This is a genomic window from Blastococcus tunisiensis (genome assembly GCF_900112815.1).
Lineage (GTDB): Bacteria > Actinomycetota > Actinomycetes > Mycobacteriales > Geodermatophilaceae > Blastococcus_B > Blastococcus_B tunisiensis.
The window spans coordinates 1-24,543 of the sequence record NZ_FOND01000022.1; the positions used below are offsets into that span (position 1 = coordinate 1).

Below are 24,543 nucleotides of genomic sequence, written 5' to 3' on the forward strand. Positions count from 1 at the left end.
CCGCTCACGCAGCTCGTCGGGGTACTTCCTCGGTGCCGCCATGACTCTCATCCTCACGTGGATTGAGAGCCTCCATCAAACCCGGGGCGAGACAGCGGCTGGTGGTGATGAAGACGCCCCTGTCGGCCTGGGCCCCGTGCAAGGCACCGACGAAGCCCTGGATGTCTGGCCGTCCGACCGTGCGCTCAGCGGCGTATCGCTTCGCCTGCACGTAGATGCGGTCCAGCCCGAGCGGGTCCTGCTTGATCACGCCGTCCAGGCCCTCATCGCCGGAACGGCCCAGCCGCTCAGCGGATCCGGCTGCGCCGCCGTAGCCCATTGCCGTCAGGACTTGGAGGACCAGGACTTCGAGGAAAGCCGGGTCCCGCTCACGGATCCGCATGAGGATGTCCGAGGCAACGGCGGCGTTGTTCTCCTTGATGGCGGTGGTGATGGTCTCGCGGGGCGCGCCCACCGATGCGGCCGCCTCAGCCGATGACGCGGGCTGGGCAGCGTCATCCTTCGCCTGCTGCTGCGTCCGGGCTCGGGACTTGAACTCGCGGAACTCCTCGAACTGCGTGAGTACGCGGTTGTCCACTCGGGCGGGATGGTCGCGGAGCACTTGCAGGCCGCGTTCAGTGATCTGGTTGATCGCCCGCCTCGGGCGGCGGATGAGACCCGCTTGCACCATGTAGGTGATCGCCCAGCCCACGCGGTTGTCGAAGACGGGGATGCCGCTCTTGATCAGCTCCTGCCGGTCTTCTTCGGTGATGCCCATCTCGGCGGCCACGACCTCGCGGATTTCACTGGCGGGGCGCGGTTGGCCATCTTGCAGCGCGCGGAGGACGGGGGCCATGAAGGTCTGGTACTCCGGGACTGCCATGCCCTACTTCCTGCGTCGCTGACTGGAAACGATCGCACCCTAACTGCGCCGACGGGCCGACGCCGGGACACACGGGATCCTTGGCTACCGCGCGGGCCAGCCGACGGACTCGACGCTCCAACGAGCAGCATCACGCCGTCTCGGCAGCTCGCTCCGCTCGCCGTGCAGCCTGGCGCTGTTTCGCCTCCTCGTTGAACTGGTCGAACTGCGTCTCCAGCGCACGTAGCCGTCTCTTATACGTAAGTCGGGTGCGGCGCGGGTGCCACAGGTAGTCGTAGAGCAGTGCGCTGTGGCCCTTCGACCAGTCATCGAGGGCCTCCCACTCGCCGACCAGCAGGTCAGCGCCCTTGATGCGGTAGACGGTTGACCAACCCCGCGCTGCGCGAACGAACTGGTCGGTCAGCTTGCGAGGGACCCCTGCCGCGAGGCACTCGATGTGCACAGACCGGACTGCTTGCTCCCAGGCTTCGGAGTCGAACGCCTTCTCCTTCTCGACGAGCGACCACTGCGGTAGAAGGCTCTCCAGCTTCATAGCGGCTTCGCGCACCTGCGACCTTGCCCGCCTACGGCCAGGAGCCGCAGATACGAGGTTCGAGACGACACCCCCCAAACCACCAGCTGACGCGAGCCCGGCGATGGTCGACCACTCCATGCCGCCAAGGCTCGCACGGCGTGGTCCTCAGACAGCGATGACGGGGTCGTGCCGGGCGGCGGCGGAGTAGGTCTAGTGGACGGGCGAGACCCGCCCCTCGGCATCGACGGTGTACAGGTCGATGCGCAGTCGGCCACGCACCCATGCGGGGACGCGTTGCGCCTTGGTCACTGCTTCGTCCGGCACGACCACGGCGTAGCGGACTTCGGGCGCGTCCTCAGTCTCCATGCGGCGCAATAGCTGTCCGTACAGGATGTCCAGGGCCGTCCCGGTGTCCGGCCCGGCTCGCCCCTTCACTTCCGCGTACATCGTCTGCCCGTCCCGCTGGGCTACGACGTCCACCCACTTGACCCCGGTCTCGACGGCCCAGCCGTCAGCCTTGAGGTAGTCGCAGAACGCGGTCACCACCCGGGCCTCGTCGCCCTTCATGGCATCCATCCCCTCGGTCCGTGTTCGGCCAAGGACCCGAGCGGTGCCCCGAGCCGGCAGCCGCTGAACGTCCGCGTGGTCGGCCGTGACCGGCAGCGGTCAGTCGCAGAGTGCGAGACTGCGTCCGTCAGGTCGCTCATGTCCCGGACCTTCTCAGACCCGTTGACGCGCCCGCCGTCGGTTCCTTCCGGCAGCGGTAGGCCGTCCGCCTGGGGTCGTCAGCCTGTGATGAGGTCGGTGGCATCTACCCCGGCCCGGACGTTCTGCAAGAAGTCGGTCGCGTCACCATCGCGGGATCTCGACTCGACCTACAGATGGGACTCCTCTGGCATCACCTCGACCGCAGCACCCCGTTCGAGGAGACGCGTCGGAAGGGCGGCGGGGAACAGGACCGGCAGGTGCGGAAGCTGGCGAAGGCGCGGCTGACCGGGCCGCTACAGGACCGGGTGCTGGCCGCTGCGAAGCTGGCCGACGCAGCACGGAGACGACGCAACGAGATCGTCCACCAGGACTGGCTGCTACGCGGACGCGAGGCCATGCGTCCGGTGTCCGAGTGGCTTCGGGTCGCGCCGGATGACCAGGCCGCCTACTTGGAACAGTGGGATCGCGAATCCGTGGACTCCAACGCGTGGCAGCGGGTCCCTAGTCGGGAGACCAGCGTGGAGCCTGCGCAGTCGCTCGATGAGCTGATCGCGGTCGAGCGGGCGCTGTCCGAGGCCACAGATCTGATCAGCGAGCTGACGTACGCCGTCGCCAGCTCGCGCGAGACGGGCATCCCTCCGGGCTACGTGCAGCCGAATGATGCCGCCCAGGCGTAGCTGTGCCGCTGCGGTGACGCGAACGACGTGCGTCTACAGGCTGCGTTCGAGGTCCTCGGGACCCAGTTTCACAGTCTTGCTGTAGACCTTGCGGCCGTCGGGCAAGCAGATCCCGGCCTGCGCCCGGACGGAGCGTTCCTTCGTGACACCCATCTGCGCCGCTATGGTGACCGGGTACTCCCAGTGGTCAGAGTGGTACCCCTCGATGGTCTTGGCTCCGACGGTGTTGCTCGGGATGAAGACGTCCTTCTGACCGCGCACCTTCCAGTGCGGGTTGCTCACCTCGACCTTCGCCAGACCGGTGTTGGTGACCGTCAGGCTCAGTATCTTGGCGAGCGGGGCGAAGGTGCCGTCCCACTTACTGATGGCTTTTCCCTTGCTGACGCTCACGCGTACCCGCACCCCGGCGCGCCGGAATGTGCGCACAGCAAGGAGGAAGCCCGCGATCGCCACGGCGAGGGAGATGCAGGACAGGACGAAGGCGGCTACGAGCACGAAGCGAACGCTCCCACGGCGACATCGCTCGACGTCAGCGAGGCCCGGAATTGCCATCTGGCCTGCTGTTATGCGTGGGTCCCCCGGGCGGATCTTGTGCCATACGTCTAACTGACGTTGACGGGTCTCTACGTCGCCCGATGTGTCCCGAAGCGGTCCATAAGGCTGTTCGAGCCCCGCGCGCGGGGCCGCACCGCAGCTAACATCCGCGATATGAGAGCCCTGGTCGTCGGCGCCCTCATCTCCACGGGGGCCCTGTGGATCGGCTCACTACTCCAAACGTGGGTGTCGATGCGCGGTCTGCGGAGCATCATCTCGGATCACCTTCGTGGCGCGATCCCCATCGTTCCTGCTGCGCCGTTCACGAACCGGTATGCCTACTTGCTCCTTCGCATCACGTTCTATCCGCCGTGGAGACGGGGTGACGTCCCTACCGCGATCCAGCAGGCCCAAGGCTGGCTGTGGGTCACGATCGGCGCTTCGGTTGCGTTCGGAACCGCCCTCGCGGCCGGGACGGGATGGACACGCTGGGTATGGATCGTTCCCGCAGGGTCGGTCCCCCTCGTTCTTTGGTCGTGCGCGTCCTACTTGTTCGATGATCGAGGGGAGATGCGCTCGTTCTTTAGGCCCTAGGCCCGGCTGCGACTGAAGCCTTGAACCGACCTCGTGGTCCCGGGCCAGAGCAGGCGCCACATGGGTGCCATGTAGGGCTGACCACATAGGCTCGTGTCATGGCTGGAACGCAGATCACCGTCGAGGAGCTTGCGGAGTTCATGCAGCGTCAGCTGCCCTTGACCTACAACCTGTTCGACGAGAACCGCCACGAGGACAGCCAAGTCAACACGGCGTCGTGGGCGCGCGGTCGGATCGACGCCTTCCTGCAAATCATGGCGATCATCGACAAGGACCGTGAGGCGATGCTCCGCGCCGACTGGGTACGGGTCGTGACCGGCAAGGGATTCATGGAGGGGGACGACGAGGCGTGATCAACGCGCAGCGCATCACCCCAGGCGAGCAGACCGTCGATGCCATGAACGGCCTCATCGCTCGTGATCCGGAGCTCGCTGCCCTATGGGGAATGACGCTTCAGGTCTTGGCCGGTCGTGCCGGGTGGGCCCTGTATCACGGTGAGGATGACGACTACGCCTGGCTTTTCGGATGGGAGGGCCAGGGACTGCTGGTCGTGAGTGTGGAGCCGTACGGGCTGGATTGCTTTCACTGGCGCGCGGACACCAACACAACAGTCAACTCGGCGCGGGAGCTCTGGGAGTGGGCCAAGGAACTTGAAGACCCGGAGGAGGCCGCCGGAGTCAGTGACCTCATCGAGATGCGAACCTCTTTGCGACGGGCGCAGGACACAGGGCTCGGTGCAAAGCTGCCTCGCAGCCAGTAGGCAATTCTTCGCTCGGCATCACCGTCCTCCACGTACGTCCCCCCGGAGTGGTGTGCGGTGCAGACCCCGACGGGCCGGATGACTCTGGCTAGACGGTTGTGCTCGGGGTCGCTAGACCCACGCCGACCTGCCCATATGCCCTAGACCCGGGGACTGGATGCATTTCGGACCCACGCGACCTGCGTTTCCGCAGGTAAGCACAGTTGTCAGACCGTGAGTGCTCATAATCCCTGGGTCGTGGGTTCGAGCCCCACCCGCCCCACCACCTGCCCACGAGAGGGTGCCCGTGCCGTCCGACAGCGTCCTCGCCAGCCGCGTGCGGGCAGTGCTCGACATCCCGCTGCACCGGTTCCTCGGGATGCAGCTCCGGGATCCCGCCGAACCGGCGGCAGGCATCTGGTTCCCGGTCGCCGCGCCGACGCAGAACCAGGCGGCCGTCCTGCACGGCGGCGTCGTCTACACGCTGATGGACGTCGCCTCGTTCCTGGCGCTCCTGCCCTCGCTCTCCGACGAGGAGCACGCGGTGACCCACGACCTCACGGTGTCGCTGATCCGCCCCGTGGCCGCGGACGCGCGGGTGGACATCACCGGCAGCGTGCTCCGGCGGGGCCGCCAGGTGGCGTTCATGCGGGCCGAGGCCACCGTCGACGGCCAGGTCGTCGCAGCCGCCCAGGTCACCAAGAGCGTCGTCCGGCTGGGTTGATCACCGGCGAACCGAGCCGGCCGGCGGCACACCCCCCGCGGACCTCACCGTCGGGTCGCCGGCCTCAGGTTCCGGCGCGAGGACGGCGACCCGACGGTGAGGCTGGCGCGCACCTGCTCACCACAGCGACATCGAGCGACGGAAGATCCCGGCGATGTCGTCCTCGGTGACCTCCCGCGGGCAGGTCGCGAGCAGCCGCTGCTGCTTCATCGTGCCCTCGACCAGGTCGGGGATGTCGTCCTCGCCGAAGCCCACCGCACCCACCCCGTTCGGGATGTCGATGTCGCGCATCAGGTCGACCAGCACCATCGGCAGGAACTCGGACGCCTCGGTCGGCAGGCCCGCGTTCGGCGCCAGCAGCTGCGCGGCGCGCACGTGCCGCTCCGGCGAGGCCTCGAAGGTGAACCGGAAGGCCTCCGGCGCGGTCAGGGCCACCGACATCCCGTGCGGGACCATCGGCTCGCCGGCCGGGTAGTCCTTCGGGTGGAAGTCCTTCACCTGGCCGGCGATCGGGTAGGCGTTGGCGTGCGGGATGTGCACCCCGGCGTTGCCGAACCCCATCCCCGCGAACGTGGCCGCCATCGCCATGTCCGCGCGGGCCTGCTCCTCGTCCCCGTGCCGTACCGCGCGGCGGAATGAGCCGGCCAGCAGGGACAGCGCCTTCTCCGACCACATGTCCGAGATGGGGTTGGACCCGCAGTAGGGCACCCGCTGCTCCGGCGTCTTGTGCTCGTAGGTCGTGTACCAGCGCGCCGTGTAGCTCTCCAGCGCGTGGCAGAGGATGTCCATGCCCGAGGCCGCGGTCACGCCGGGCGGCTGGGTGAGCGTGAGCGCAGGATCGATCACCGCGAGCGTCGGGCGCAGCCGGGCGTGGCTGATCCCGGTCTTCACCCGCGCCGAGATCACGTCCATCACGCAGATGGTCGTGCTCTCCGCCCCGGTACCCGTCGTCGTCGGGACGGCGACCAGCGGCTTGAGCGGCTGCGGCGGCGCCTCCCCCTTGCCGACCGGCACGTTGACGTAGTCCATGAGCTCGCCGGGGTTGGTGATGAGCAGGTTGATCGCCTTGGCCGTGTCGATGCTCGAGCCACCGCCCACCGCGACGAAGGCATCCCACGGGCCGGTCGAGCGCGCCTCCTCGATGGCCGCGATCAGGCTCTGGTCGGTGGGCTCGACGTGCACCCCGTCGTAGACCCGCGCCTCGATGCCGAACTGCGCCATCTGGTCGGCCACCCGCTGCGGGATCCCGGTGGCCGCCAGCCCCGCGTCGGTGACCACCAGCACCCGCTCGACGCCGTAGCGGCTGAGGTCGTAGCCGATCTCGTCGGAGGCCCCGGTGCCGAACTTCAGCTGGGGCGCACCGTAGGTGAACACGGACTCGGGATTCGCGGGCGTGGTCATCGCAACGTGCCTCTCGACGGTCGTTCCACGGCGGTCGGTTGCACCGAATGTTGCACGCGGTTGTGGCCGGCACCACACCGGGGAGATAGTCCCGGAACCGCCCGTCCGCGCCCCTGGAGGTCACCGTGACCGATGCCGGTCGACCCGCTCCTCATGACGTGGCGCGCCCGGTGAGCGCCTACGACGAGCGGCCCTGGCTGGCGCGCTACGGCGACCAGCCCGCCGACTACGACATCGAGTTCGACGACGCCCTCGACATGTTCCGGGCGGGCGTGGCGAAGGACCCCTCGGCCGTCGCGCTGCGGTACTTCGACGGCGTCATCACCCGCCAGGAGCTCGACGAACTCAGCGACGGGCTGGCCGCCGGCCTGGTCGCCGGCGGGTTCTCCCCTGGCGACCGCCTGGCGGTGTACCTGCAGAACGTGCCGCAGTTCGTCATCTCCATGGTGGCCGCCTGGAAGGCCGGCGGCGTCATGGTGTCGATCAACCCGATGAGCCGGGCCCGCGAGCTGTCCTACCTCCTGAGGGACTCCGGCGCGACCGTGCTGGTGTCCCTGGAGTCGCTGTACGGGGAGGTGGCCGAGGGCGTCGTCGCGGACACCGACGTGCGCCTGGTGCTGACCACCAGCGAGCTGGAGTTCCAGTCGCGCGACGACGACCGGCTCTTCGCCGGCGTGCAGCGGCACCGGCACGAGGGGACGACGGACTTCTCGGAGTTCGTCGCCGAGCACCGCGGCACCGTGCCGCCGCCGGTCGACCTGGGGGCGGACGACGTCGCGTTCCTGACCTACACGTCGGGGACGACGGGGGTGCCCAAGGGGGCCATGAACACCCACCGCAACGTCGTCTTCACCGCCCAGGTCTACCGCGACTGGGTGCACGCCGGGCGGGACGGCGCGATCTTCGGCATCGCGCCGCTGTTCCACATCACCGGGCTGATCGGGCACATCGCGGTGAGCCTGCTGGCCCCGGCGCCGCTGGTGCTGGCCTACCGGTTCGAGCCGCGGGTGGTGCTGGATGCGTTCGCCGAACACCGGCCGGCGTTCACGATCGGTGCCATCACCGCGTTCAGCGCGCTGCTGGACGCACCCGGGTTCACCGAGGACGCCTTCGCCTCGTTCACCTCGATCTACTCGGGCGGGGCGGCCATCTCCCCCACGGCGGAGCAGGCGTTCCTCGCGGCGACCGGCAAGCAGGTGCACAACGCCTACGGCCTCACCGAGACGACCTCGCCGATGACGGTGACGCCCTTCGGCTCGCCGTCGCCGGTGGACCCGACGTCGGGCGCCCTCTCGGTGGGCGTGCCGGCACCGAACACCGTCGTGCGCATCCAGGACGACGACGGGAACGACCTGCCGCTCGGGGAGGTCGGCGAGATCGTCGCCGAGGGGCCGCAGGTGGTGGCCGGCTACTGGGGCAAGCCCGAGGAGACTGCGGCGAACCTGCCCGGCGGGGCGCTGAAGAGCGGCGACGTGGGGTTCATGAACCCCGAGGGCTGGGTGTTCATCGTCGACCGCAAGAAGGACATGATCAACGCGTCCGGCTACAAGGTGTGGCCGCGCGAGGTCGAGGACGTGCTGGCCGAACACCCTGGCGTCCGGGAGTCCGCGGTCGTCGGCGTCCCGGACGAGAAGCGCGGCGAGACGGTGAAGGCCTTCGTCAGCCTGAGGCCGGGCGCCTCGGTGACCGAGGACGAGCTGATCGCGCACTGCAAGGAGCGGATGGCCGCCTACAAGTACCCGCGCAGCGTCGTCCTCGTTGACGAGCTGCCCAAGACGGTCACCGGCAAGATCCTCCGCCGCGAGCTGCGCACCTGACCGCCGTGCGCCGGTCATGGTCCCACTCGGGAGAGGCCACGACCCGCGCAGCCTGCGTGCGGCTCAGCGGCGCCGCCAGCGCGAACGACCGCGGCGGAGCGCGGCGTCGCGCTGCGCGGCCAGCTGCTCGAGCTGTTCCGGGGGCGCACCCGCGTCCTCGTAGGCCGTCAGCGCGACGGCGTAGCGCTGCGCGTCCGGCTCGTCGTGCGCGGCCAGCGCCCACAGTGCCTCGGCGCGAAGCCCCGGCGCGTCCTCGGCCGCGCCCACGGAGAACGCACGCCGCGCAGCGGCCAGCGCGTCGTCACGCCGGCCGAGCGCGGCGAACGCGTCCGCGCGGGCCAGGTCCACCGCCGCTGCGGCAACGTCCTCGCCGACCGTCCGGTAGCCGGCCTCCGCTACGTCGAACAGTTCCAGCGACCGCTCCGCCATCCCCGCCCGCACGAGCCGCTCGCCGTGCTCGTGGCGCACCTCGGAGGCGAACGGCAGGTCCTCGTCCTCGTCCAGGTGGGACAGGCACGAGACGCCGGCCGCCACCGCCTGGGGCAGCTCGTCGCGGGCCTCGTGCACCTGCGCGAGGGTGCGGTAGGCCCGCGCCCGGCCGCCGGGATGCTCCGTGCCGAACACCCGGATCGCCCGCTCGGCCAGCGTCAGCGCCTCGTCGAGCAGACCGAACTCCCCGTTGAGCATGGCGAGGTCATGAGCGACCGCGCCCTCCAGCTCGGGGTCGCCGTCCTCGGCAGCCTGTTCCAGCAGCTCGTCGAGGAGGTCGGCGGCGTTCTGGTCCCGGTCCAGGTCGCGGAAGATCCGCGCCGCCGTCAGGCGACCCCAGGCGGCGCAGTCGCGCTCCCCGGCCGCGAGGTGCAGGTCGATGCCGGCGAAGGCCGCTGCCAGTCCCTCCTCGGCGCGGTCGCTCCCGACCAACAGCTCGGCCCGGGCGAGCGCGGAACGGGCCGCCTCGCCGAGGTCGCCGAGCTGCTCGTCCGCCCGCTGGGCGATCGCGAGCACGTCGATGGCCCGGTCGTGCGCCTCCTCCGCCACCAGGAGCGGGACCAGCACCTCCGCCGCGGCGCGGAGGTCGACGTCGCGACCGGACTCCGTGGCCAGCCGCCAGGCCGCCTCGGCCGCCCGGCGTGCGCCCGTCAGGTCGCCGGCGACCGAGCGGGCCCACGCCTCGGTCTCCCACGCCTGCGCCACGTCCTCGGGGTCGTCGGCCAGCAGGCGACGGGCCTCGGCGAAGCGCTCGACCGTGTCGTCGGGCGGCAGCTCCCCCTCGGCTTCCGCGCATGCCAGCACGGCCCACTCGGCCTCCAGCAGCAGCACCCGACCACGGGCCTGGTCACCGGCCGGGTCCGCAGCTGCCGCGGCGCGGACCACGGCCAGGAAGTGCTGCGCCTCCTCCCCGGCCGGTTCGCCGGTGCGCCCCACGGCCACGCGTGCCCGTGACAGCGCCGCCAGCAGCAGCTGGTGCGGGTCCTCCGCCAGCTCCTCGATGGCACGCTCGAACGTCGCGGCGGCTTCCTCCACCCGGTCCAACCGGAGCAGCCCCTCGGCGACCACCCGTCGCGCGCGAGCGGTACCGGCACGGTCCCCGGCCCGCTCGAACGCCGCCAGGGCGCGTTCGGCGAACTCGTGCCGCTGGGCCGCGCTGCCCCGCGGCTCGCGCGCCCGGGTCAGGAGGGCCACCGGGTCGTCTTCGCCCGGGTCGTCGGCGCCGGGGAGCGGCTCCGCGGCGAACGGCGCGGCCGCCGTGCGCACGGGGGACGGTACGACGACGCTCATGGGCGAGGCGGGCAGCGGATCGACGACCGCCGTCGGACGGGTGGCCAGACGTTCCTCGACGGAGCGGCCGACGTGCTCGGTGCCGTTGCGACGGTCGAAGGCAGCGGCCACCTCGCGGGCCTCGGCGGCGAGAGCGGCGGCCAGCGCCGCGGCGTCCCCCGCACGGTCCGCCGGCCGTCGCGACAGCTCGCCTGCTCCCGCCTCGTCCCACGCCGTCAGGACGGCGGCCGCCGCCGACACGGCATCCAGCCGGGCCATCACGTCGAAGAGCCCGCGGTCGCAGACGTCGACGAGCTCGACGACGAGGTCCAGTGCCTCCGGCAGGCGACCGGTGCGCAGCAGGTGCAGCACGTGCTGGGACTGCGTCGACACGAGCGACGGGTTTCCCCGCGACAGCCGAAGCCCCCAGACGTGCAGCCGCTCCGCCTCCTCGTCGCTCCCCAGTGCGCGCAGCGGCGCCAGCAGCTTGGCCAGCGCCCGCGCCGGCTCCTCCGCGCACTCCAGCCGGCCGGCCAGCAGCGGTCGAGCCAGGTCCAGCGCGCGCTCCGGCCGGCCGGCGTCGAGCGCCAGGGAGATCTCACCCGACACGTCGCAGGCCCGGCAGTCGCTGTACTCGCTCCGTGGCAGCAACCGCCAGGCCCGGTGCGCCTCGACCGCCTCGGCGATGCGGCCGGTGCATTCCGGGATCACCCAGCGGAGCTTGGCGATGGCGTCGGCTCCCTCTCCGATCGCGGCGTACCGGCGCTCGGCCTCCCTGATCACCCGGTCGATCTCCTCCAGGGGCATGTCCGGCAGGTCGACCAGCGTCGTCGGCAACCACTTGAGCGCCCAGTAGGTGCCGTGCCGGTCGAACCGATCAGGGTGCGCGTCCAACTGCGCGAGGCACCACGTGACGGCGACCAGGGCCTTCTGCGGCTCCCCGCCGTGCATGGCCGCCGAGGCCAGCGCCTCGCGAGCGGCGAAGGAACCGTCGAGGTCGTTGGCCGCGTCGGCCACCCGCACGGCCTCCTCCGCGACGGCCGTCTTGGCGAAGCCGAACGGCATCTCCTCCACCTGGGAGAGCAGCTTCCGTACCGATCTGTCACGCGCCATGGAGGCTCCCTTCGATGAGGCGCCCCAGCGCCCCCGACAGCAACGTCGTCTCGCGGCCGCGCAGCGGATGCCGGCCGAGCAGCAGTGCCTGCAGGTAAAGGACCTCCACCGCGGTGCGCAGCGCGTCGCCGCCCACCTGCCCGGCGAGCCGTCGCACCACGGGGTGTCGCCAGTTGAGGACCAGCGTCGCCTCGCGGGAGACCGGCTGGGCCGCTGCGATCCGTCCGAGCATCGGCCCCCAGAAGGAGTCGGCCACCTGCCGGGTCTCGTCCAGCTCGCGGGCGAAACGGGCGCCGTCACCGGCGGTGTAGAGCGAAGGCAGCGACGCCGGGCTGAACTCCCGGACCTCGACGTCGCAGGAGAACGGCGCCAGCACCGTCCGGCAGCGGGCGACCAGCGCGGCAGCCCCTGCCTGGTCGGCCGCAATCACCGGGCGCAGCACCGCCGCCAGGTCTTCCGGGTCGACGCGCTCGACGTCCACACCGGGCAGCACGTCGGGCAGCCGCAGCAGCAGCTCCTCGTCGTAGGTGTAGCCGGCGTTGACCAGGCAGATCGACTCCGCGGTGGCCACCTGGGCCATCTGGCTGAAGTCCTCCGCCGTGCCCGCGTACCGCACCGGCCCCCGGGCCATCACCTCGGTGAGCGTCATCCGGCCGAGGCTGGTGTCGACCGGCAGCCACGGCGCGAAAAGCCGGAGGAGCTCGTCGTCGTGCACCGCCAGCGCCTTGAGCGCCAGGGCATGCACCCGCACCAGCCTCTGCAGCCGTTGGGGATCGCGGTCGGCCAGTCCGGCGAGCCAGCTGCGCAACGCCGTTCCGAGGCCCTCTCGAACGGCGGCCAGCGTCGCGTCCTCGTACAAGCCCTCCCTCGACGCGAGCGGCTGCAACGCGCTGGTGTCGACGACGACGCGAACGAAGAACGCCCAGTCGGGGAGCAGCCCGTCGACGGCGTCGGAGAGCAGCATCCGCTTGAGGTGCACCCGGTGCCGCTGACGCGACGACGGGCTCGGGCTGGTCGACAGGACGAACGCCACCCCGGTCAGGCCGGCCGCCGGCAGTCCCAGAGGGACGGCATCGAGGAACCGCTCGCCGAGCTCGGCCTCCCCCCAGGCCAGGAGGCGCTCCGTGTCCTGTCCCGCCCACGGCAGCGGCCGGCCGGCCAGCCGCTCCTCCCCCGCCGAGGTCCGCAGGAGGATCGGCCGCGCGAGCAGTCCTGCGTAGCGCCGGACGAGCTGCCGGACGGTCGCCGCGTGCAGCCGGTCCTCCAGCCCCGGACGTGCGGTGACCCACACGGTCGTCCCCGGCGTCGCGCGGCCCTCGCCGTCGGCCAGCTCGCGCAGCTCGTACGTTCCGTCGCTGTGTCCGCGCCAGGACACGCCCGGTCCCCCACGGACGGACCGGGAGACGACGCGGATGTCGTCGCTGACCAGGAAGCAGGAGAGCAGGCCGATCCCGAAGCGCCCGAGGTAGTCGACATCCGGTCCCAGCAATCCGTCCCGCTTGGACGACGAGCCGATGGTCGCCAGCAGCTCGTGGACCTCCGGAACGGTGAGTCCCACCCCCTCGTCCTCGACCGACAGCAGCGGAGGACCGCCCGGCCGTTCGTGGCACTCAATGACCACGGGGCGGTCGTCGGCCTCCGGCCCGCGCGCGGCCAGCGCATCCACAGCGTTCTGGACCAACTCCCGCACATAGACGTCGGGTGAGCTGTAGAGGTGCGCGGACAGCAGGTCGACGACCCCACGCAGATCGACCTGGAAGGAGTGGCGCACCGGGGCAGGTTAGGGCGCGGCTCCGACGGCCGGCCGGTTCCGTGGCCGAGTCGCCCCTGTGGCCGACCCGGTGTCCCCCACCGCCCCACCTGCCACGCGGCCCTCCGTCCGAGGAGCCTGTCGGACCCGGAGCGCCGTGCTGCGGTGGAGGCGCACCGGACCCTCATCGACCTGCGGTCGCTGCCGTCCTGCGGAAGGCTGCCCGCATGACCCCAGCCGGAGCCGAGGACCCGCAGCCGCGCGACATCGCCGTCGAGCAGGAGAGCCCCGAACTCGAGGCCGACCTGGAGGCGCAGAGCGATCCGGAGCCCACGGACGAGCCGTAGGCACACGGTCGGGACCGGCCGGCCGGCGGCACCTGCCCGGGATCAGGAGCTCAGCGCCTCCCGGCGAGCCGCGCGACCTCGATCCGCTCGCGGGCGACGTAGTACAGGGTCGCCCCTTCCGGGACGGTGGTGTCCCACGGCGGGCTCACCACGAGGTCGTCCGGTCCCCGGAACGCGAGCACCGTCGCCCCGAAGGTCTGGCCGAAGTGCGTCTGGCACTCCCCGAACGTCCGGTGCGGGAACCCGGCGGGCACGCGCATCGAGTACGTGTTGCCACGGCCGGCGCTGCTCATGAGGTCGTTGTAGATCTGGGTGATCCCCGGGTCGGTGGCCTCCTCGGTGAGCAGGAACGGCATGTGCCACTGGACGACCTGCACACCGGCGTTGACGTAGCGCAGGCTGTCCCGGCGGCCGAGGTCGCGCACGGCGGCGACCAGGTGGACGTCGGGGTTGGCGTGGTCGACGGCCACCGCGATCGCCAGGGTCTCGTTGTCGTCGCGACCGTCGATGACCACCGTCCGCGCACGCGGTACGCAGGCCCGCGTCATCACGTCCTCGTGGGTCAGGTCGCCGCGGACGAAGTGCACCGCCGGCCGGTCCGGCAGGGGGTTCTCCGGGACGTCGTCCCAGGCGCAGAGCGCCACGTGCGCGCGGCCCTCGGCGGTGAGCTCGGCGACGATCCGCTCGGTGCGCCCCGGCCAGTAGCCGAGGAGGACGACGTGGTCGGACAGCTCCAGGGGAACCACACCTCTCAGTCTCCGGCCGCGGAGCGACTGCAGGGCGCCGGCCAGCTGGGTGAACAGGATCGTGAGCGTGACGATGCCACCGACGATCACGTACGCGCCGACGACCCTGCCGCCGGTCGACGCGGGGAAGACGTCGCCGTACCCGACGGTGGCCGCGGTGACCAGGAAGTACCACCAGTAGGTCCGCGGGTCGGCGATGTCGCTCCCCGCTGGCTCGAGCAGCGCCATGGCCGCCCAGCTGGAGGCGAAGACCACCACGGCGACGGCCAGCGGCAGCCGCCATCCGTGCAGGCGCAGCCGCACGAACCGCGACAGGCGGTGGATCAGGAACGGCACCGCGCACTCCTCCCCGTCGTCGGACCGAGAGCGCAAGCTACCGCGGCACGGTCCCCCCGGGCGCCGGCACGGTGGGTGGCGGCCGTGGGCGTACGCCGGGCGGTGGCCCTCGCGGCGCCGTAGCGTGCGGGAGGTGACCGTCGACAGCCCCGACTTCTACGCCCTGGACGAGCTCCTCGAGCCGGAGGAGATCGAGATCCGCGACCGGGTCCGCGCCTTCTGCGCGGCCGAGGTGACGCCGTCGATCAACGAGTACTGGGACCGGGCGGAGTTCCCGTTCGGGCTCGTGCCGAAGCTGGCGGAGCTGGGCATCGTCGGGGGCACCATCGAGGGCTACGGCTGCCCGGGCATGAGCGCCGTCTCCGCGGGCCTGGTCGCCGCCGAGCTGGCTCGCGCCGACGGCAGCGTGGGCACCTTCAACGGCGTGCACAGCTTCCTGGCAATGCAGTCGATCGCGCTGCTCGGGGACGAGGAGCAGCGCGAGCGCTGGCTGCCCGAGATGGCCCGGCTGGAGAAGATCGGCGCCTTCGGGCTCACCGAGCCCGAGCACGGGTCCGACGCCGTCGGCCTGGAGACCTCGGCCCGCCGGGACGGCGACTCCTTCGTGCTGAACGGCCGGAAGAAGTGGATCGGCAACGGTTCCATCGCCGACTACGTGCTCATCTGGGCCCGCGGTGCGGACGGTGCGGTCGGCGGCTACGTCGTCGAGAAGGGGACGCCCGGCTACGACGCCGTCGTCATGACCGGCAAGACGGCGCTGCGTGCGGTCTGGCAGGCCGAGATCACCCTGACCGACGTGCGTGTGCCGGCCGAGAACAAGCTGGCGAACTGCGCCTCGTTCAAGGACGTCTCCCAGGTCCTCGACCGCACCCGCTACACCGTCGCCTGGCGTGCGCTGGGCCTGGCCACCGCCTCCTACGAGCTGGCCCTCGCGCACGCGCTGCGGCGGGAGCAGTTCGGGCAGCCGATCGCCGGCTTCCAGCTGGTCCAGGACAAGCTGGCCCGGATGCTCGCCGAGATCACATCCATGCAGCTCATGTGCTGGCGGCTGTCGCGGCTGGCCGACGCGGGGCGGATGACCGCCGCCATGGCGTCCCTGGCGAAGATGAACCACGCGGCCAAGGCCCGGGCCATCGTCGCCGACGCCCGCGACATCCTCGGCGGCGACGGGATCCTGCTGGAGAACCACGTGGCCCGGCACCACGCCGACATGGAGGCGGTCTTCACGTTCGAGGGCACCGACTCGGTGCAGGCGCTCATCGTCGGCCGGGAGATCACCGGCCTGTCGGCCATCAGCGGCCGCAAGCCCGCTCGCTGAGCGGGCCGGAGGTCAGCGGGAGGAGCTGACCGGCTCGGGCACGGCGGCGAGCCGCCGGCACTCGGGGCACGCGGTCCGGCCGGCGCCCACCCGGGCCCACTTCTGCGAGCCCCAGACCTGGACGATGGCGCCGCACACGGCCAGTTCCACCTCGCCGTCCAGCTCGGCGGCCGGGCGGTGCGCCTCGACCGCGTGCCACGGGAAGTCCTGCTCGGCCGACCGCCCGCGCGACCAGCGATCCGGTCTGGCGAACCCCACCGCATACACGTCCACACCGGTCCTGTGCCCCACCTCACCGGTGATCAATCACCGCGACCGGGTGAATCGGACGCATCCGGCCCGCTCGTCGCGCGGGCACCACCGGGCCGCACACCGCGTTACCGTCGTGTCGACGGAAGGGGACGGGCATGGATCCGATCAGCCTGCTGGTGGGCGGAGCGCTGCTGGCGGTCGGCTTCGTCGGTGGTCGGTTCGGACGCCGTCGTGCGGCACCGCCCCCGCCGGTGACCCCGCTGTGCGGCTGCGGGCACACGCTGAGCCAGCACGACCGGCAGACGGACACCTGCTACGCCGAGCTGCGCCGCGACACCTTCGACAAGCGCGGTCGCTGGGCCGGCGTGGCCTGGGTGCCGTGCACCTGCCGGCAGTACGTGGGCCCCCGGCCGATCGACGAGGTCTTCGCCCCCCGGCTCCTCCCGCCGGCCGTCGACTGACCGGGCCCGGTCCGGGGCATGGGCCCGTCATGCCGCTGCACCCCGACGCGCGTGCCGCCCGTCGTCGCGCGCTCCTCCTCGCCGCGACCGAGCCCGCGCGCACGCTGCTCAGCGCCGGCGGCACCGCGGCCACCGCGCTGCCGTTGCTCCGGCTCGCGCCGCGGGGAGAACCGCACCCGGTGCTGGTGCTGCCCGGGCTGCTGGCCTCCGACGCCTCCACGCGCGTGCTGCGCTCGTGGCTGGGGCGGCTGGGCTATCCGGTCGTCGGCTGGGCGCTGGGCCGCAACCGGGGCCCCAGCCAGGAGATCGACGACGAGCTGCCCCGGCTGGTGGACCGGCTGGCCGGTGAGCACCGGACGGCCGTGAGCATCGTCGGCTGGAGCCTGGGCGGCATCTTCGCGCGGCGGCTGGCTCGCCGCGCCCCCCGCCAGGTGCGGCAGGTCGTCTCGCTGGGCTCCCCGTTCGCCTCGACCCAGCCGTGGGTCACCGGCCCCCGGCGGGCACCCCGCCGCTCCCTGGCCGGGCCCCTCGCGGTCCCGAGCACCGCCGTCTACTCGAGGTGGGACGGCGTCGTCGACTGGCGTGGCTGCCGTCAGGAACCGGGGCCGATCAGCGAGAACGTCGCCGTCCGCAGCAGCCACCTGGGCATGGGCCACGACCCGGCCGTGCTCTGGGTCGTGGCCGACCGGCTGGCCCAGCCCCGCCACGACTGGCGGCCGTTCCGGCGGCCGGACAGGTTCGGCCTCGGCGCGCTCTTCCCACCCGAGGACTGACACCGGGCCGGACGAGATCGCATGACCGGCTGCGGAGCCGAGGTGAGCGGCACACAGCGGGCGTACCGTCCTCCTGTGGAGGCTGCCGAGACGGCCGATCCGCCGGTCGCAGCAGATGTGCACGCGGCCCTGGCGGCGATCGTGCCCATCGTGCGGCGCATCGTGGCCGCACGGGTGCCCGACCGCAGCACCGCAGACGACCTCGTCCAGGAGACCCTGGTACGCGTGCTCGCTGCGGCGGACCGCATCGAGCCGGGGATGCTGGAGCCCTACGCCATCGTGACGGCACGCAACGTGGTCGCCTCGCTGTGGCGGGAGCAGGACCGGCATCGCCGGAACGAGCACCGCATGGTGGATCTCCTGGCCCCCGAGTCACCCGATGCCGACCTGCTGGCCCGGGAGGAGCAGTCTGCGGTCGCGCAGGCGCTCGCCCGCCTGTCCGACCGGGAGCGGGCGACGTTGCTCGCGCACGAGGTGTCCGGTCAGGACACCCGGTCCCTCGCCGCCGAACTCGGCTCGACCGCCGGCGCGGTCGCCGCCCAGCTGAACCGGGCACGAGCACGGTTGCGGGTGGAGTACCTCCTGGCCAGCGAGCGGGTCGAGCCGCCGACCGACCGATGCCGTCCCGTGCTCCTGGCGTTGTCCGGCGGGGATCGCCGACGGCAGCGGGAGGTCGACGCCGCCCGTCATCTGCTCGAGTGCGACCTCTGCGCCCGGCTGAGCCAGCCGCTGCTCCAGCGGGCCGCGACGCGCGAGGACCGGATCCGCATCGCCATCGGCTCCGACGGGGACATCGTGGCCGCCCGGCAGGCCGCGCGGGAACTGGCGTCCCGCCTGGGCTTCGGCCGGACCGACCTCACGCTCATCGCGACCGCGGTGTCGGAGGTGGCCCGGAACATCGTCCGCTTCGCCGGGTCCGGAGAAGTGGTGGTCGAGTTGCTGGACCACCCGCGCCGCGGCGTGCAGGTTGTCGCTCGGGACACCGGGCCGGGGATCTCCGATGTGGAGCAGGCGCTGACGGACGGCTACAGCACGTATTCCGGGCTCGGGCTCGGACTGCCCGGCGCCCGACGGTTGATGGACGAGTTCGCGGTCGCGTCCGAGGTCGGGCAGGGCACGACGGCGACGATGACGAAATGGTGTGGTGAACGATGAACGGTGACGAGACCTCGGTGACGACGGCGGATCTCCCCGCCCCGGACGACGCGGACGGGAACCAGCTGCTCCCCCAGCTCGTCGCCCACCTGCGCGAGCACCGGACCCGACTGCGGCACGAGTGGTCGCAGCGCATCCAGCAGGCGGGACTGCTGCACGCCATGACGCCGCAGGAGATGGCCGCCGAGACCACCTCGGTCTACGACAACTACGTCGAGGTGCTCGAGACCGGCAGCGTGGAGGCCCTCCAGCGCTACGCCCGCGACCTGTCCGAACGGATCATCCCGCGGGGGGTGGAGACCCACGAGGTCGTCGGCATCGTCCTCCTGTTGCGCGACGTCCTCGCCCGATCGCTGTTCGAGAAGTACCAGCGCGACTTCGCGCTGCTCAACCGCGTGCTCGACGCGTACGAGCCGGCAGCCAACCGGATCGCCAACACCGTCGCCGTCTCCTTCGTGGACGAGCGGGAGCGGGTCATCCGGCAGCAGCAGGACTCCATCCGCGAGCTGTCCACCCCGGTGCTCCCGGTCCGGGAGCGGCTGCTGATCCTGCCGATCATCGGGGTGCTCGACAGCGAACGCGCTCGTCAGCTGACCGAGCAGCTGCTGACGGGCATCCGGACCCACCGGGCCAAGGTCGTCGTCATCGACATCACCGGCGTCCCTGACGTGGACGAGGCGGTGGCCAACCACCTCGTCCAGACCGTCGACGCCTCACGGCTCATGGGCGCCAGCGTCATCATCACGGGCCTGTCACCCGACATCGCCCAGACCCTCGTCACGATCGGGGTGGACCTCAGCAAGATGGACACGATCGGCGACCTCCAGGGCGGCCTCGAGGAGGCCGAGCGGCTGCTCGGCTACGCGGTCGGCCGCGCCGACGGTTCCGGCGTGCCGTGACGTCCGGGCCGAAGCTCGTCTCCATCCTGCGGCAGGGTTCCTACCTGATCGCGTCGATCCACACTGCTCTCGACGACACCCAGATGGACCGGTTCCGCGAGGACCTCATCGAGCAGATCGGCCGCCACCGCTCGCGGGGCGTGGTCATCGACGTCGCGGCGCTCGACGTCCTCGACTCGTTCGGCACCAGGACCCTCCGCACCATCGGCGAGGTGGCCCGGTTGCGCGGGGCGCTGACCGTGGTCGTCGGGATCCAGCCCGACGTAGCCCTGGCGATGGTGGCGCTCGGGATGTCCACCGGTGCCATCGCCACCGCCCTCGACCTCGAGGAGGGGCTGGAGTACCTCAACGGGCGTCTGGCCGGAGGGGCCGTGAGCCGCCCCGCAGGACGTGTCCCGCCGCCATGAGTGCACTGGACGACCTGACGCGCGACTACCGGGTCGCGTTCCTCCAGTACCTCCCCCGCCGCGCGGAAGCGGCCCTGCACCGCGGCTACGAACTGGGGCGGACGGCGGTGACGGAGGGGCTCAGCATCCTGGAACTGGTCCGGATCCACCACGAGGTCTTCCTGGAGGTCCTGCGCGAGACCCCCGCCGCAGATCTGCCGGAGGTGGCGACGGCGGCGTCCGAGTTCCTCCTGGAGGTGCTGGCCACCTTCGACATGACGCAGCGGGGCTTCCTCGACCGGAGATGAGGGGCGTGGACCGGACCCGATCGAGGAGCGGGTTCACGGCTCCCCGACCGGGCGCACGACCGGTGCGGCCGCGCACCCGTGAAGAGGCCGTGACCGCCTTCCCATGACGCCCGGCCCGAAGGGTCCCCGATGCCGGACGGGAGCCCGCCCGATGACGCCGACCTGCACCGGCGCCGGTTCGGGCCGGAACGTCACCGCGGACCGGGCGGAGATCGCGGCCCGCATCCGCGTCATGCGCCCGAGGTCTCTGCGTCCCCGTGCGGAGCCGCAGGTCAGGTCGCCATTCCCGACCCACGCCCGGCACGGACTCGTTCCGTCGAGCCGTCGCAAGCCTCGTCAGCGTCGCCGTCATCGCCGAGGTCCAGCCCGCGTCCTACGAGTGCGATGCCGCCGTGATGCAGGACCTGCCCGTGGTATTCCGCTGGGGATGGTTCCACCGCGCCACCGCAGTGCCCCGGCCCTCGGCTGCCGGGGCACGGCGCTGCCCGGGCGCCCGTCGTCGGCTCGCGTGCGGCGGCGCGGGCGGACCGGCCGGCCGGCTGCGGCCCACCCGTTGTCGACATGTCGTGGTGTCGGCACCACGACGTGCCGACACCACGACGTGCCAACACCACGACGTGCCAGGGCTCAGCGCGGCCGACCCGCCGCCGCGACGGCGTCGTCCGATCCGGAGAACGCGGCGACCGCGAGGCGGGTGTCCTCGCTGATCAGGTCGGCGTTGAGCTGCCCGGCCGCGTTCAGCCCCGCGGCGGCCGACGTGATCACCTGGGCGTTCAGCGTGGTCACGTTGCCGGCCACCCACACGCCCGGGACGGCGGTCGCGCCCGTCGGCTCCGAGGGGACGTAGCTGCCGATCACCGAGCCGAACATCTCCATGTCGACCGGTTCGAGGCCGAGCGAGCGCAGTACGGCGGAGTTCGCGGTGAACCGCGGCGCGACGACCACCGCGTCACGGGCCACGATCTCGCCCGACGCCAGCCGGACGCCGGTCAGCCGCCCGGCGTCGCTCTCCAGCCCGGCCACCTCCCCCTCGACGACCCGAACCCCGCGGGCGGCCAGCTGCTCGCCTTCCTCGCCGGTGAGCTCGGGGCCGGTGTGCCGGAACAGGGTGACGTCGGCGCTCCACTGCCGCCACAGGAGGGACGCGTGGACGCCGAAGGGCCCGCCGAGGATCCCGATGGCCCGGTCGCGGACCTCCCAGCCGTGGCAGTACGGGCAGTGCAGGACGCCGCTCCCCCACTGCTCGCGCACGCCGGGGAGGTCGGGCAGCTCGTCGGTGAGGCCGGTGGTCACCAGCAACCGCCGGGCGTGCACGGAGCGTCCGTCGGCCAGCTCCACCCGGAAGCCGCCGTCGGCGCGCTCCGCCGCCACCACCTCCCCGGGCACCAGCTCGGCGCCGTAGCCGGTGACCTCCTCGCGGCCGATCGCCAGCAGCTCGGCCGGCGGTGTGCCCTCCCGCCCCAGGTAGTTGTGCACCTGGCCGGCCGGTGCGTTCCGCGGTGCACCCGCGTCGACCACCAGCACCCGGCGGCGCGCCCGCGAGAGGGCCAGGGCCCCGCTCAGCCCGGCCGCTCCGCCGCCCACCACCAGCACGTCGTACCGCTCGTCCATCGCCGTTCTCCTCTGCTCGGGTGTCCTGCGGCGACAGTGCGCCCCGCGCGACGGGATCGACAACTATCGTTGCCGCTATGGCAAAGGATGCGGATCCCGATCTCGGTGCGGTGCTGACGGCGGTCGGGCCCCGGCTCCGGGCGCTCCGGATGCAGCGGGGGGCGACGCTGAGCCAGCTGTCGGCGGCCACCGGCATCTCGGTGAGCACGCTCTCCCGGCTGGAGTCGGGCCAGCGGCGGCCGACCCTGGAGCTCCTGCTCCCGCTGGCCCGCGCCCACCAGGTCCCCCTCGACGAGCTGGTCGACGCACCCGAGACCGGCGACCCGCGGATCCACCAGCGGGCGATCGAGCGCCACGGCATCACCATGATCCCGCTGACCCGCCGGCCCGGGGGGCTGCAGGCCTACAAGCTGGTCTACCCGCCGCGCTACCCGGTGGGCGAGCTGGAGCAGCAGTCCCACGAGGGGCACGAGTGGCTCTACGTGCTGAACGGCCGGCTGCGGCTGCTGCTCGGCGACCACGACTTCTTCCTCTCGGCCGGCGAGGTGGCGGAGTTCGACACCCGCACCCCGCACGTGGTGGCCAACCCCGGACCCGCTCCGGCCGAGGTGCTGGCCCTCTTCGGCCCGCAGGGCGAGCGGATCCACGTGCGCGCACGGCCCGCGCGCAGGGACTGACCGGGCGCCCGACCTCCTCACGGACCTCGCCGTCTAAGGTAAGCCTTACTTGTTCGTGTGCCGTCCGCGCCGCGAGCCGGAGGAGGAACGCATGAGCGAGCAGTCCGTGGCCGAGGGCCGCGCCGCAGCGCCCGGAGGGGACCGCGGGCGAGGCGGGCCCCGGAAGCGCACCCCGAGGGTCGCCGAGGTGGTCCGGACCGAGCGGATCACCCCGCACATGATCCGTGTGGTCCTGGGTGGCGACGGGCTGGCCGGTTTCCCGGTCGGCGAGTTCACCGACCACTACGTCAAGCTGCTCTTCGCCCCCGCCGGCGCCGGCTACAGCGCCCCCTTCGACGTCGAGCAGATCGAGGCGGAGCTGCCCCGCGAGCTGTGGCCGGTCACCCGCACGTACACGGTGCGCGCCTGGGACGCCACGGCCGGCGAGCTGACCATCGACTTCGTCCACCACGGCGACGAGGGCCTGGCCGGCCCGTGGGCCGCCGCCGCCCGCCCGGGCGATGTGATCCAGCTGCTGGGGCCCGGTGGCGCGTACGCACCGGCCCCGGAGGCCGACTGGCACCTGCTCGCCGGTGACGAGTCGGCGCTCCCGGCCATCGCCGCCACCCTCGAGGCGCTGCCCGCCGGCGCCCGCGCCCTGGTCTTCGTCGAGGTGACGGGGCCGGCCGAGGAGCAGGGCGACCTCGCCGTGCGGCCGGGCGTGGAGCTGGTGTGGCTGCACCGCGGCACCGCCGCACCCGGGGCCGCGCTGGTCGCCACCGTCACCGGTCAGCGCCTGCCCGAGGGCCGTGGGCACGTCTTCGTGCACGGCGAGGCGGCCGCCGTCCGGGACCTGCGCCGGCACCTGCGTGCCGAGCGCGGACTGGACCCGGCGCTGACGTCCATCTCCGGCTACTGGCGCTCCGGCGACACCGAGGACCGCTGGCAGGCGGCCAAGCGCGAGTGGAACGCCGCCATCGAAGCGGAGGATGCGGCGACGACCGCCTCCTGAGACCCGGCGGCGGCCCGGAGCGGCCGCCGCCGGCCGGTCACTCGAAGACGACGGTCCGGGTGCCGTGGACGACGACGCGGTTCTCCGTGTGCCACCGCACCGCGTGCGCGAGGGCCCGGGTCTCGGCCTCCCGGCCGCGCGCGGCCAGTCGCTCGGGGCTCAGGGAGTGGTCCACGCGGATCATCTCCTGCTCGATGATCGGGCCCTCGTCCAGGTCCGCGGTCACGTAGTGCGCGGTGGCCCCGATGAACTTGACGCCGCGGGCGTGGGCCTGGTGGTAGGGCCGGGCACCCTTGAAGCTCGGCAGCATCGAGTGGTGGATGTTGATCGCCCGGCCCTCCAGCTCCCGGCAGAGCCCGTCGGACAGGATCTGCATGTAGCGGGCCAGGACCACCAGCTCCACGCGCTTCTCGCGGACGATGTCGAGCAACGCCGCCTCCGCCTCCGGCTTCGTCTCCTTGGTGACCGGGATGTGGGTGAAGGGGATGCCGTAGAAGTCGGCGATGTGCTGAAGGTCGGGATGGTTGGACACGATCGCGACCACGTCGAGGTTGAGCTCGCCGATCGAGTTCCGGAAGAGCAGGTCGTTGAGGCAGTGCGCGTACTGGCTGACCATGATGAGCACGCGCTGGCGCTCGGCGGCGTCGGCCATCCGCCAGGTCATCCCGAAGCGCTCGGCGATGCTCTCGAACGCCGCGCAGAGGCGGGAGAAGTCCAGCGGCCCCCCGTCGACGTCGGCGAACTCGACCCGCATGTAGAACATGCCACTCTCGCCGCTGTCGAACTGGTGGCTCTCCACGATGGTGCAGTGCTCCTGGACGAGCAGTCCGGACACTGCGTGCACGATGCCGGGCGCGTCCTGGCAGGACAGCACCAGGACGCCGTGCTGGACGTCGGCGGACCGCGTCATTGCGCCTCCTACCAGTGGTCGGTCTCCGGACCGGTCGATCGGCCGCGGACGGCTCGTTCCCGCCGCCTGGCGGACACCCCTCGGGGCAGGTCCTCGACGACGGAGCCGACAGGAACCCTATTCCGCGGTCCGACGTGGGTGGAATGCCGCAGATGACCTCTCTCGGGTGACAGGGGGAGTCA

General features: G+C 72.0%; 25 protein-coding genes. 14 read left to right on the forward strand and 11 right to left on the reverse strand.

Annotated features, from left to right (window positions below; all coding sequences use genetic code 11):
- Positions 1-4: 4 nt before the first annotated feature.
- The 3 genes from BM142_RS20525 to BM142_RS20535 all read right to left on the reverse strand — a co-directional run bounded on the left by BM142_RS20525 (position 5) and on the right by BM142_RS20535 (position 1,952).
- The gene (locus tag BM142_RS20525; protein WP_092202757.1) at positions 5-862 is read right to left on the reverse strand and encodes a restriction endonuclease; all 858 of its coding nucleotides are present in this window, start codon (positions 860-862) and stop codon (positions 5-7) included.
- Between the two features lie 130 nt (positions 863-992).
- Positions 993-1,394 carry a hypothetical protein gene (locus BM142_RS20530; RefSeq protein WP_092202759.1) on the reverse strand — a complete coding sequence of 134 codons (402 nt, stop codon included), beginning with the start codon at positions 1,392-1,394 and terminating at the stop codon, positions 993-995.
- A gap of 192 nt (positions 1,395-1,586) precedes the next feature.
- The gene (locus BM142_RS20535; protein ID WP_092202761.1) at positions 1,587-1,952 is read right to left on the reverse strand and encodes a hypothetical protein; all 366 of its coding nucleotides are present in this window, start codon (positions 1,950-1,952) and stop codon (positions 1,587-1,589) included.
- A 305-nt stretch (positions 1,953-2,257) separates the two neighbouring features.
- Between BM142_RS20535 and BM142_RS20540 the strand changes: the two genes are divergently transcribed.
- On the forward strand, positions 2,258-2,761 hold the full coding sequence (locus tag BM142_RS20540) for a hypothetical protein (protein ID WP_092202763.1): 504 nt from the start codon (positions 2,258-2,260) through the stop codon (positions 2,759-2,761).
- Positions 2,762-2,794: 33 nt separating this feature from the next.
- Here the strand turns inward: BM142_RS20540 and BM142_RS20545 are convergent, their stop codons facing one another.
- On the reverse strand, positions 2,795-3,256 hold the full coding sequence (locus BM142_RS20545) for a hypothetical protein (RefSeq protein WP_092202765.1): 462 nt from the start codon (positions 3,254-3,256) through the stop codon (positions 2,795-2,797).
- Between the two features lie 731 nt (positions 3,257-3,987).
- Here BM142_RS20545 and BM142_RS20555 point away from each other — a divergent pair.
- From BM142_RS20555 to BM142_RS20565, 3 genes are all read left to right on the forward strand, one after another.
- Positions 3,988-4,242: a hypothetical protein gene (locus tag BM142_RS20555; RefSeq protein WP_092202769.1), complete on the forward strand. Its 255-nt coding sequence runs from the start codon at positions 3,988-3,990 to the stop codon at positions 4,240-4,242.
- Entirely contained in the window at positions 4,239-4,649 is a 411-nt protein-coding gene (locus BM142_RS20560; protein WP_092202771.1) for a hypothetical protein, read from the forward strand. Before BM142_RS20555 ends, BM142_RS20560 begins: the two co-directional genes overlap by 4 nt.
- Positions 4,650-4,935: 286 nt before the next feature.
- Entirely contained in the window at positions 4,936-5,352 is a 417-nt protein-coding gene (locus tag BM142_RS20565; RefSeq protein ID WP_092202773.1) for a PaaI family thioesterase, read from the forward strand.
- 117 nt (positions 5,353-5,469) lie between these two features.
- Here BM142_RS20565 and BM142_RS20570 read toward each other — a convergent pair whose 3' ends face one another.
- Positions 5,470-6,753, reverse strand: coding sequence for a hydroxyacid-oxoacid transhydrogenase (locus BM142_RS20570; protein WP_092202775.1), 1,284 nt, complete (start codon positions 6,751-6,753; stop codon positions 5,470-5,472).
- Between the two features lie 125 nt (positions 6,754-6,878).
- On the opposite strand from BM142_RS20570, the gene BM142_RS20575 reads away from it, so the two are divergent.
- Complete coding sequence (locus tag BM142_RS20575; protein ID WP_254791109.1) at positions 6,879-8,570, forward strand: AMP-binding protein; 1,692 nt, start codon at positions 6,879-6,881, stop codon at positions 8,568-8,570.
- Positions 8,571-8,633: 63 nt separating this feature from the next.
- On the opposite strand, the gene BM142_RS20580 is transcribed toward BM142_RS20575, so the two are convergent.
- The 3 genes from BM142_RS20580 to BM142_RS20590 all read right to left on the reverse strand — a co-directional run bounded on the left by BM142_RS20580 (position 8,634) and on the right by BM142_RS20590 (position 14,620).
- Positions 8,634-11,441 (reverse strand): hypothetical protein, encoded by a 2,808-nt coding sequence (locus BM142_RS20580; protein WP_139228972.1) that lies wholly within the window; start codon positions 11,439-11,441, stop codon positions 8,634-8,636.
- Positions 11,431-13,212 carry an HSP90 family protein gene (locus tag BM142_RS20585; protein ID WP_092202781.1) on the reverse strand — a complete coding sequence of 594 codons (1,782 nt, stop codon included), beginning with the start codon at positions 13,210-13,212 and terminating at the stop codon, positions 11,431-11,433. Before BM142_RS20585 ends, BM142_RS20580 begins: the two co-directional genes overlap by 11 nt.
- Before the next feature lie 376 nt (positions 13,213-13,588).
- Entirely contained in the window at positions 13,589-14,620 is a 1,032-nt protein-coding gene (locus BM142_RS20590; protein ID WP_092202783.1) for an ion channel, read from the reverse strand.
- 133 nt (positions 14,621-14,753) lie between these two features.
- Here BM142_RS20590 and BM142_RS20595 point away from each other — a divergent pair, with 133 nt between their 5' ends.
- Positions 14,754-15,938, forward strand: a complete 1,185-nt coding sequence (locus BM142_RS20595) for an acyl-CoA dehydrogenase family protein (RefSeq protein WP_092202872.1) — start codon at positions 14,754-14,756, stop codon at positions 15,936-15,938.
- Between the two features lie 12 nt (positions 15,939-15,950).
- On the opposite strand, the gene BM142_RS20600 is transcribed toward BM142_RS20595, so the two are convergent.
- The gene (locus BM142_RS20600) at positions 15,951-16,196 is read right to left on the reverse strand and encodes a hypothetical protein (RefSeq protein WP_254791110.1); all 246 of its coding nucleotides are present in this window, start codon (positions 16,194-16,196) and stop codon (positions 15,951-15,953) included.
- A 149-nt stretch (positions 16,197-16,345) separates the two neighbouring features.
- Between BM142_RS20600 and BM142_RS20605 the strand changes: the two genes are divergently transcribed.
- The 6 genes from BM142_RS20605 (at position 16,346) to BM142_RS20630 (ending at position 20,172) form a co-directional block, all read left to right on the forward strand.
- Positions 16,346-16,651, forward strand: a complete 306-nt coding sequence (locus BM142_RS20605; RefSeq protein ID WP_092202787.1) for a hypothetical protein — start codon at positions 16,346-16,348, stop codon at positions 16,649-16,651.
- A 29-nt stretch (positions 16,652-16,680) separates the two neighbouring features.
- The gene (locus BM142_RS20610) at positions 16,681-17,424 is read left to right on the forward strand and encodes an esterase/lipase family protein (protein WP_092202789.1); all 744 of its coding nucleotides are present in this window, start codon (positions 16,681-16,683) and stop codon (positions 17,422-17,424) included.
- A gap of 75 nt (positions 17,425-17,499) precedes the next feature.
- Complete coding sequence (locus BM142_RS20615; RefSeq protein WP_254791111.1) at positions 17,500-18,579, forward strand: sigma-70 family RNA polymerase sigma factor; 1,080 nt, start codon at positions 17,500-17,502, stop codon at positions 18,577-18,579.
- Complete coding sequence (locus BM142_RS20620) at positions 18,576-19,478, forward strand: STAS domain-containing protein (protein WP_254791112.1); 903 nt, start codon at positions 18,576-18,578, stop codon at positions 19,476-19,478. Before BM142_RS20615 ends, BM142_RS20620 begins: the two co-directional genes overlap by 4 nt.
- A complete protein-coding gene (locus BM142_RS20625; RefSeq protein WP_092202793.1) occupies positions 19,475-19,885 on the forward strand; it encodes an STAS domain-containing protein in 411 nt (136 codons plus the stop codon). The genes BM142_RS20620 and BM142_RS20625 overlap by 4 nt, the downstream gene beginning before the upstream one ends.
- Positions 19,882-20,172, forward strand: a complete 291-nt coding sequence (locus BM142_RS20630) for a phosphatase RsbU N-terminal domain-containing protein (RefSeq protein WP_092202795.1) — start codon at positions 19,882-19,884, stop codon at positions 20,170-20,172. Before BM142_RS20625 ends, BM142_RS20630 begins: the two co-directional genes overlap by 4 nt.
- Before the next feature lie 627 nt (positions 20,173-20,799).
- Here the strand turns inward: BM142_RS20630 and BM142_RS20635 are convergent.
- Complete coding sequence (locus tag BM142_RS20635; protein WP_092202797.1) at positions 20,800-21,783, reverse strand: NAD(P)/FAD-dependent oxidoreductase; 984 nt, start codon at positions 21,781-21,783, stop codon at positions 20,800-20,802.
- Between the two features lie 77 nt (positions 21,784-21,860).
- Here BM142_RS20635 and BM142_RS20640 point away from each other — a divergent pair, with 77 nt between their 5' ends.
- The gene (locus BM142_RS20640; RefSeq protein WP_092202799.1) at positions 21,861-22,460 is read left to right on the forward strand and encodes a helix-turn-helix domain-containing protein; all 600 of its coding nucleotides are present in this window, start codon (positions 21,861-21,863) and stop codon (positions 22,458-22,460) included.
- Between the two features lie 91 nt (positions 22,461-22,551).
- Complete coding sequence (locus BM142_RS20645) at positions 22,552-23,451, forward strand: siderophore-interacting protein (RefSeq protein WP_092202801.1); 900 nt, start codon at positions 22,552-22,554, stop codon at positions 23,449-23,451.
- 37 nt (positions 23,452-23,488) lie between these two features.
- Here the strand turns inward: BM142_RS20645 and purU are convergent, their stop codons facing one another.
- Positions 23,489-24,361, reverse strand: coding sequence for a formyltetrahydrofolate deformylase (gene purU / locus BM142_RS20650; protein ID WP_092202803.1), 873 nt, complete (start codon positions 24,359-24,361; stop codon positions 23,489-23,491).
- Positions 24,362-24,543: the final 182 nt, after the last annotated feature.

What these genes read in the sequence shown, in the direction of transcription:
- BM142_RS20580 (WP_139228972.1), bottom strand. Translation starts at nt 11,441, where the DNA reads ATGGCGCGTGACAGATCGGTACGGAAGCTGCTCTCCCAGGTGGAGGAG.
- BM142_RS20635 (WP_092202797.1), bottom strand. Translation starts at nt 21,783, where the DNA reads ATGGACGAGCGGTACGACGTGCTGGTGGTGGGCGGCGGAGCGGCCGGG.
- BM142_RS20570 (WP_092202775.1), bottom strand. Translation starts at nt 6,753, where the DNA reads ATGACCACGCCCGCGAATCCCGAGTCCGTGTTCACCTACGGTGCGCCC.
- BM142_RS20540 (WP_092202763.1), top strand. Translation starts at nt 2,258, where the DNA reads ATGGGACTCCTCTGGCATCACCTCGACCGCAGCACCCCGTTCGAGGAG.
- BM142_RS20640 (WP_092202799.1), top strand. Translation starts at nt 21,861, where the DNA reads ATGGCAAAGGATGCGGATCCCGATCTCGGTGCGGTGCTGACGGCGGTC.
- BM142_RS20630 (WP_092202795.1), top strand. Translation starts at nt 19,882, where the DNA reads ATGAGTGCACTGGACGACCTGACGCGCGACTACCGGGTCGCGTTCCTC.
- purU (WP_092202803.1), bottom strand. Translation starts at nt 24,361, where the DNA reads ATGACGCGGTCCGCCGACGTCCAGCACGGCGTCCTGGTGCTGTCCTGC.
- BM142_RS20610 (WP_092202789.1), top strand. Translation starts at nt 16,681, where the DNA reads ATGCCGCTGCACCCCGACGCGCGTGCCGCCCGTCGTCGCGCGCTCCTC.
- BM142_RS20535 (WP_092202761.1), bottom strand. Translation starts at nt 1,952, where the DNA reads ATGGATGCCATGAAGGGCGACGAGGCCCGGGTGGTGACCGCGTTCTGC.
- BM142_RS20530 (WP_092202759.1), bottom strand. Translation starts at nt 1,394, where the DNA reads ATGAAGCTGGAGAGCCTTCTACCGCAGTGGTCGCTCGTCGAGAAGGAG.
- BM142_RS20620 (WP_254791112.1), top strand. Translation starts at nt 18,576, where the DNA reads ATGAACGGTGACGAGACCTCGGTGACGACGGCGGATCTCCCCGCCCCG.
- BM142_RS20605 (WP_092202787.1), top strand. Translation starts at nt 16,346, where the DNA reads ATGGATCCGATCAGCCTGCTGGTGGGCGGAGCGCTGCTGGCGGTCGGC.
- BM142_RS20525 (WP_092202757.1), bottom strand. Translation starts at nt 862, where the DNA reads ATGGCAGTCCCGGAGTACCAGACCTTCATGGCCCCCGTCCTCCGCGCG.
- BM142_RS20645 (WP_092202801.1), top strand. Translation starts at nt 22,552, where the DNA reads ATGAGCGAGCAGTCCGTGGCCGAGGGCCGCGCCGCAGCGCCCGGAGGG.
- BM142_RS20555 (WP_092202769.1), top strand. Translation starts at nt 3,988, where the DNA reads ATGGCTGGAACGCAGATCACCGTCGAGGAGCTTGCGGAGTTCATGCAG.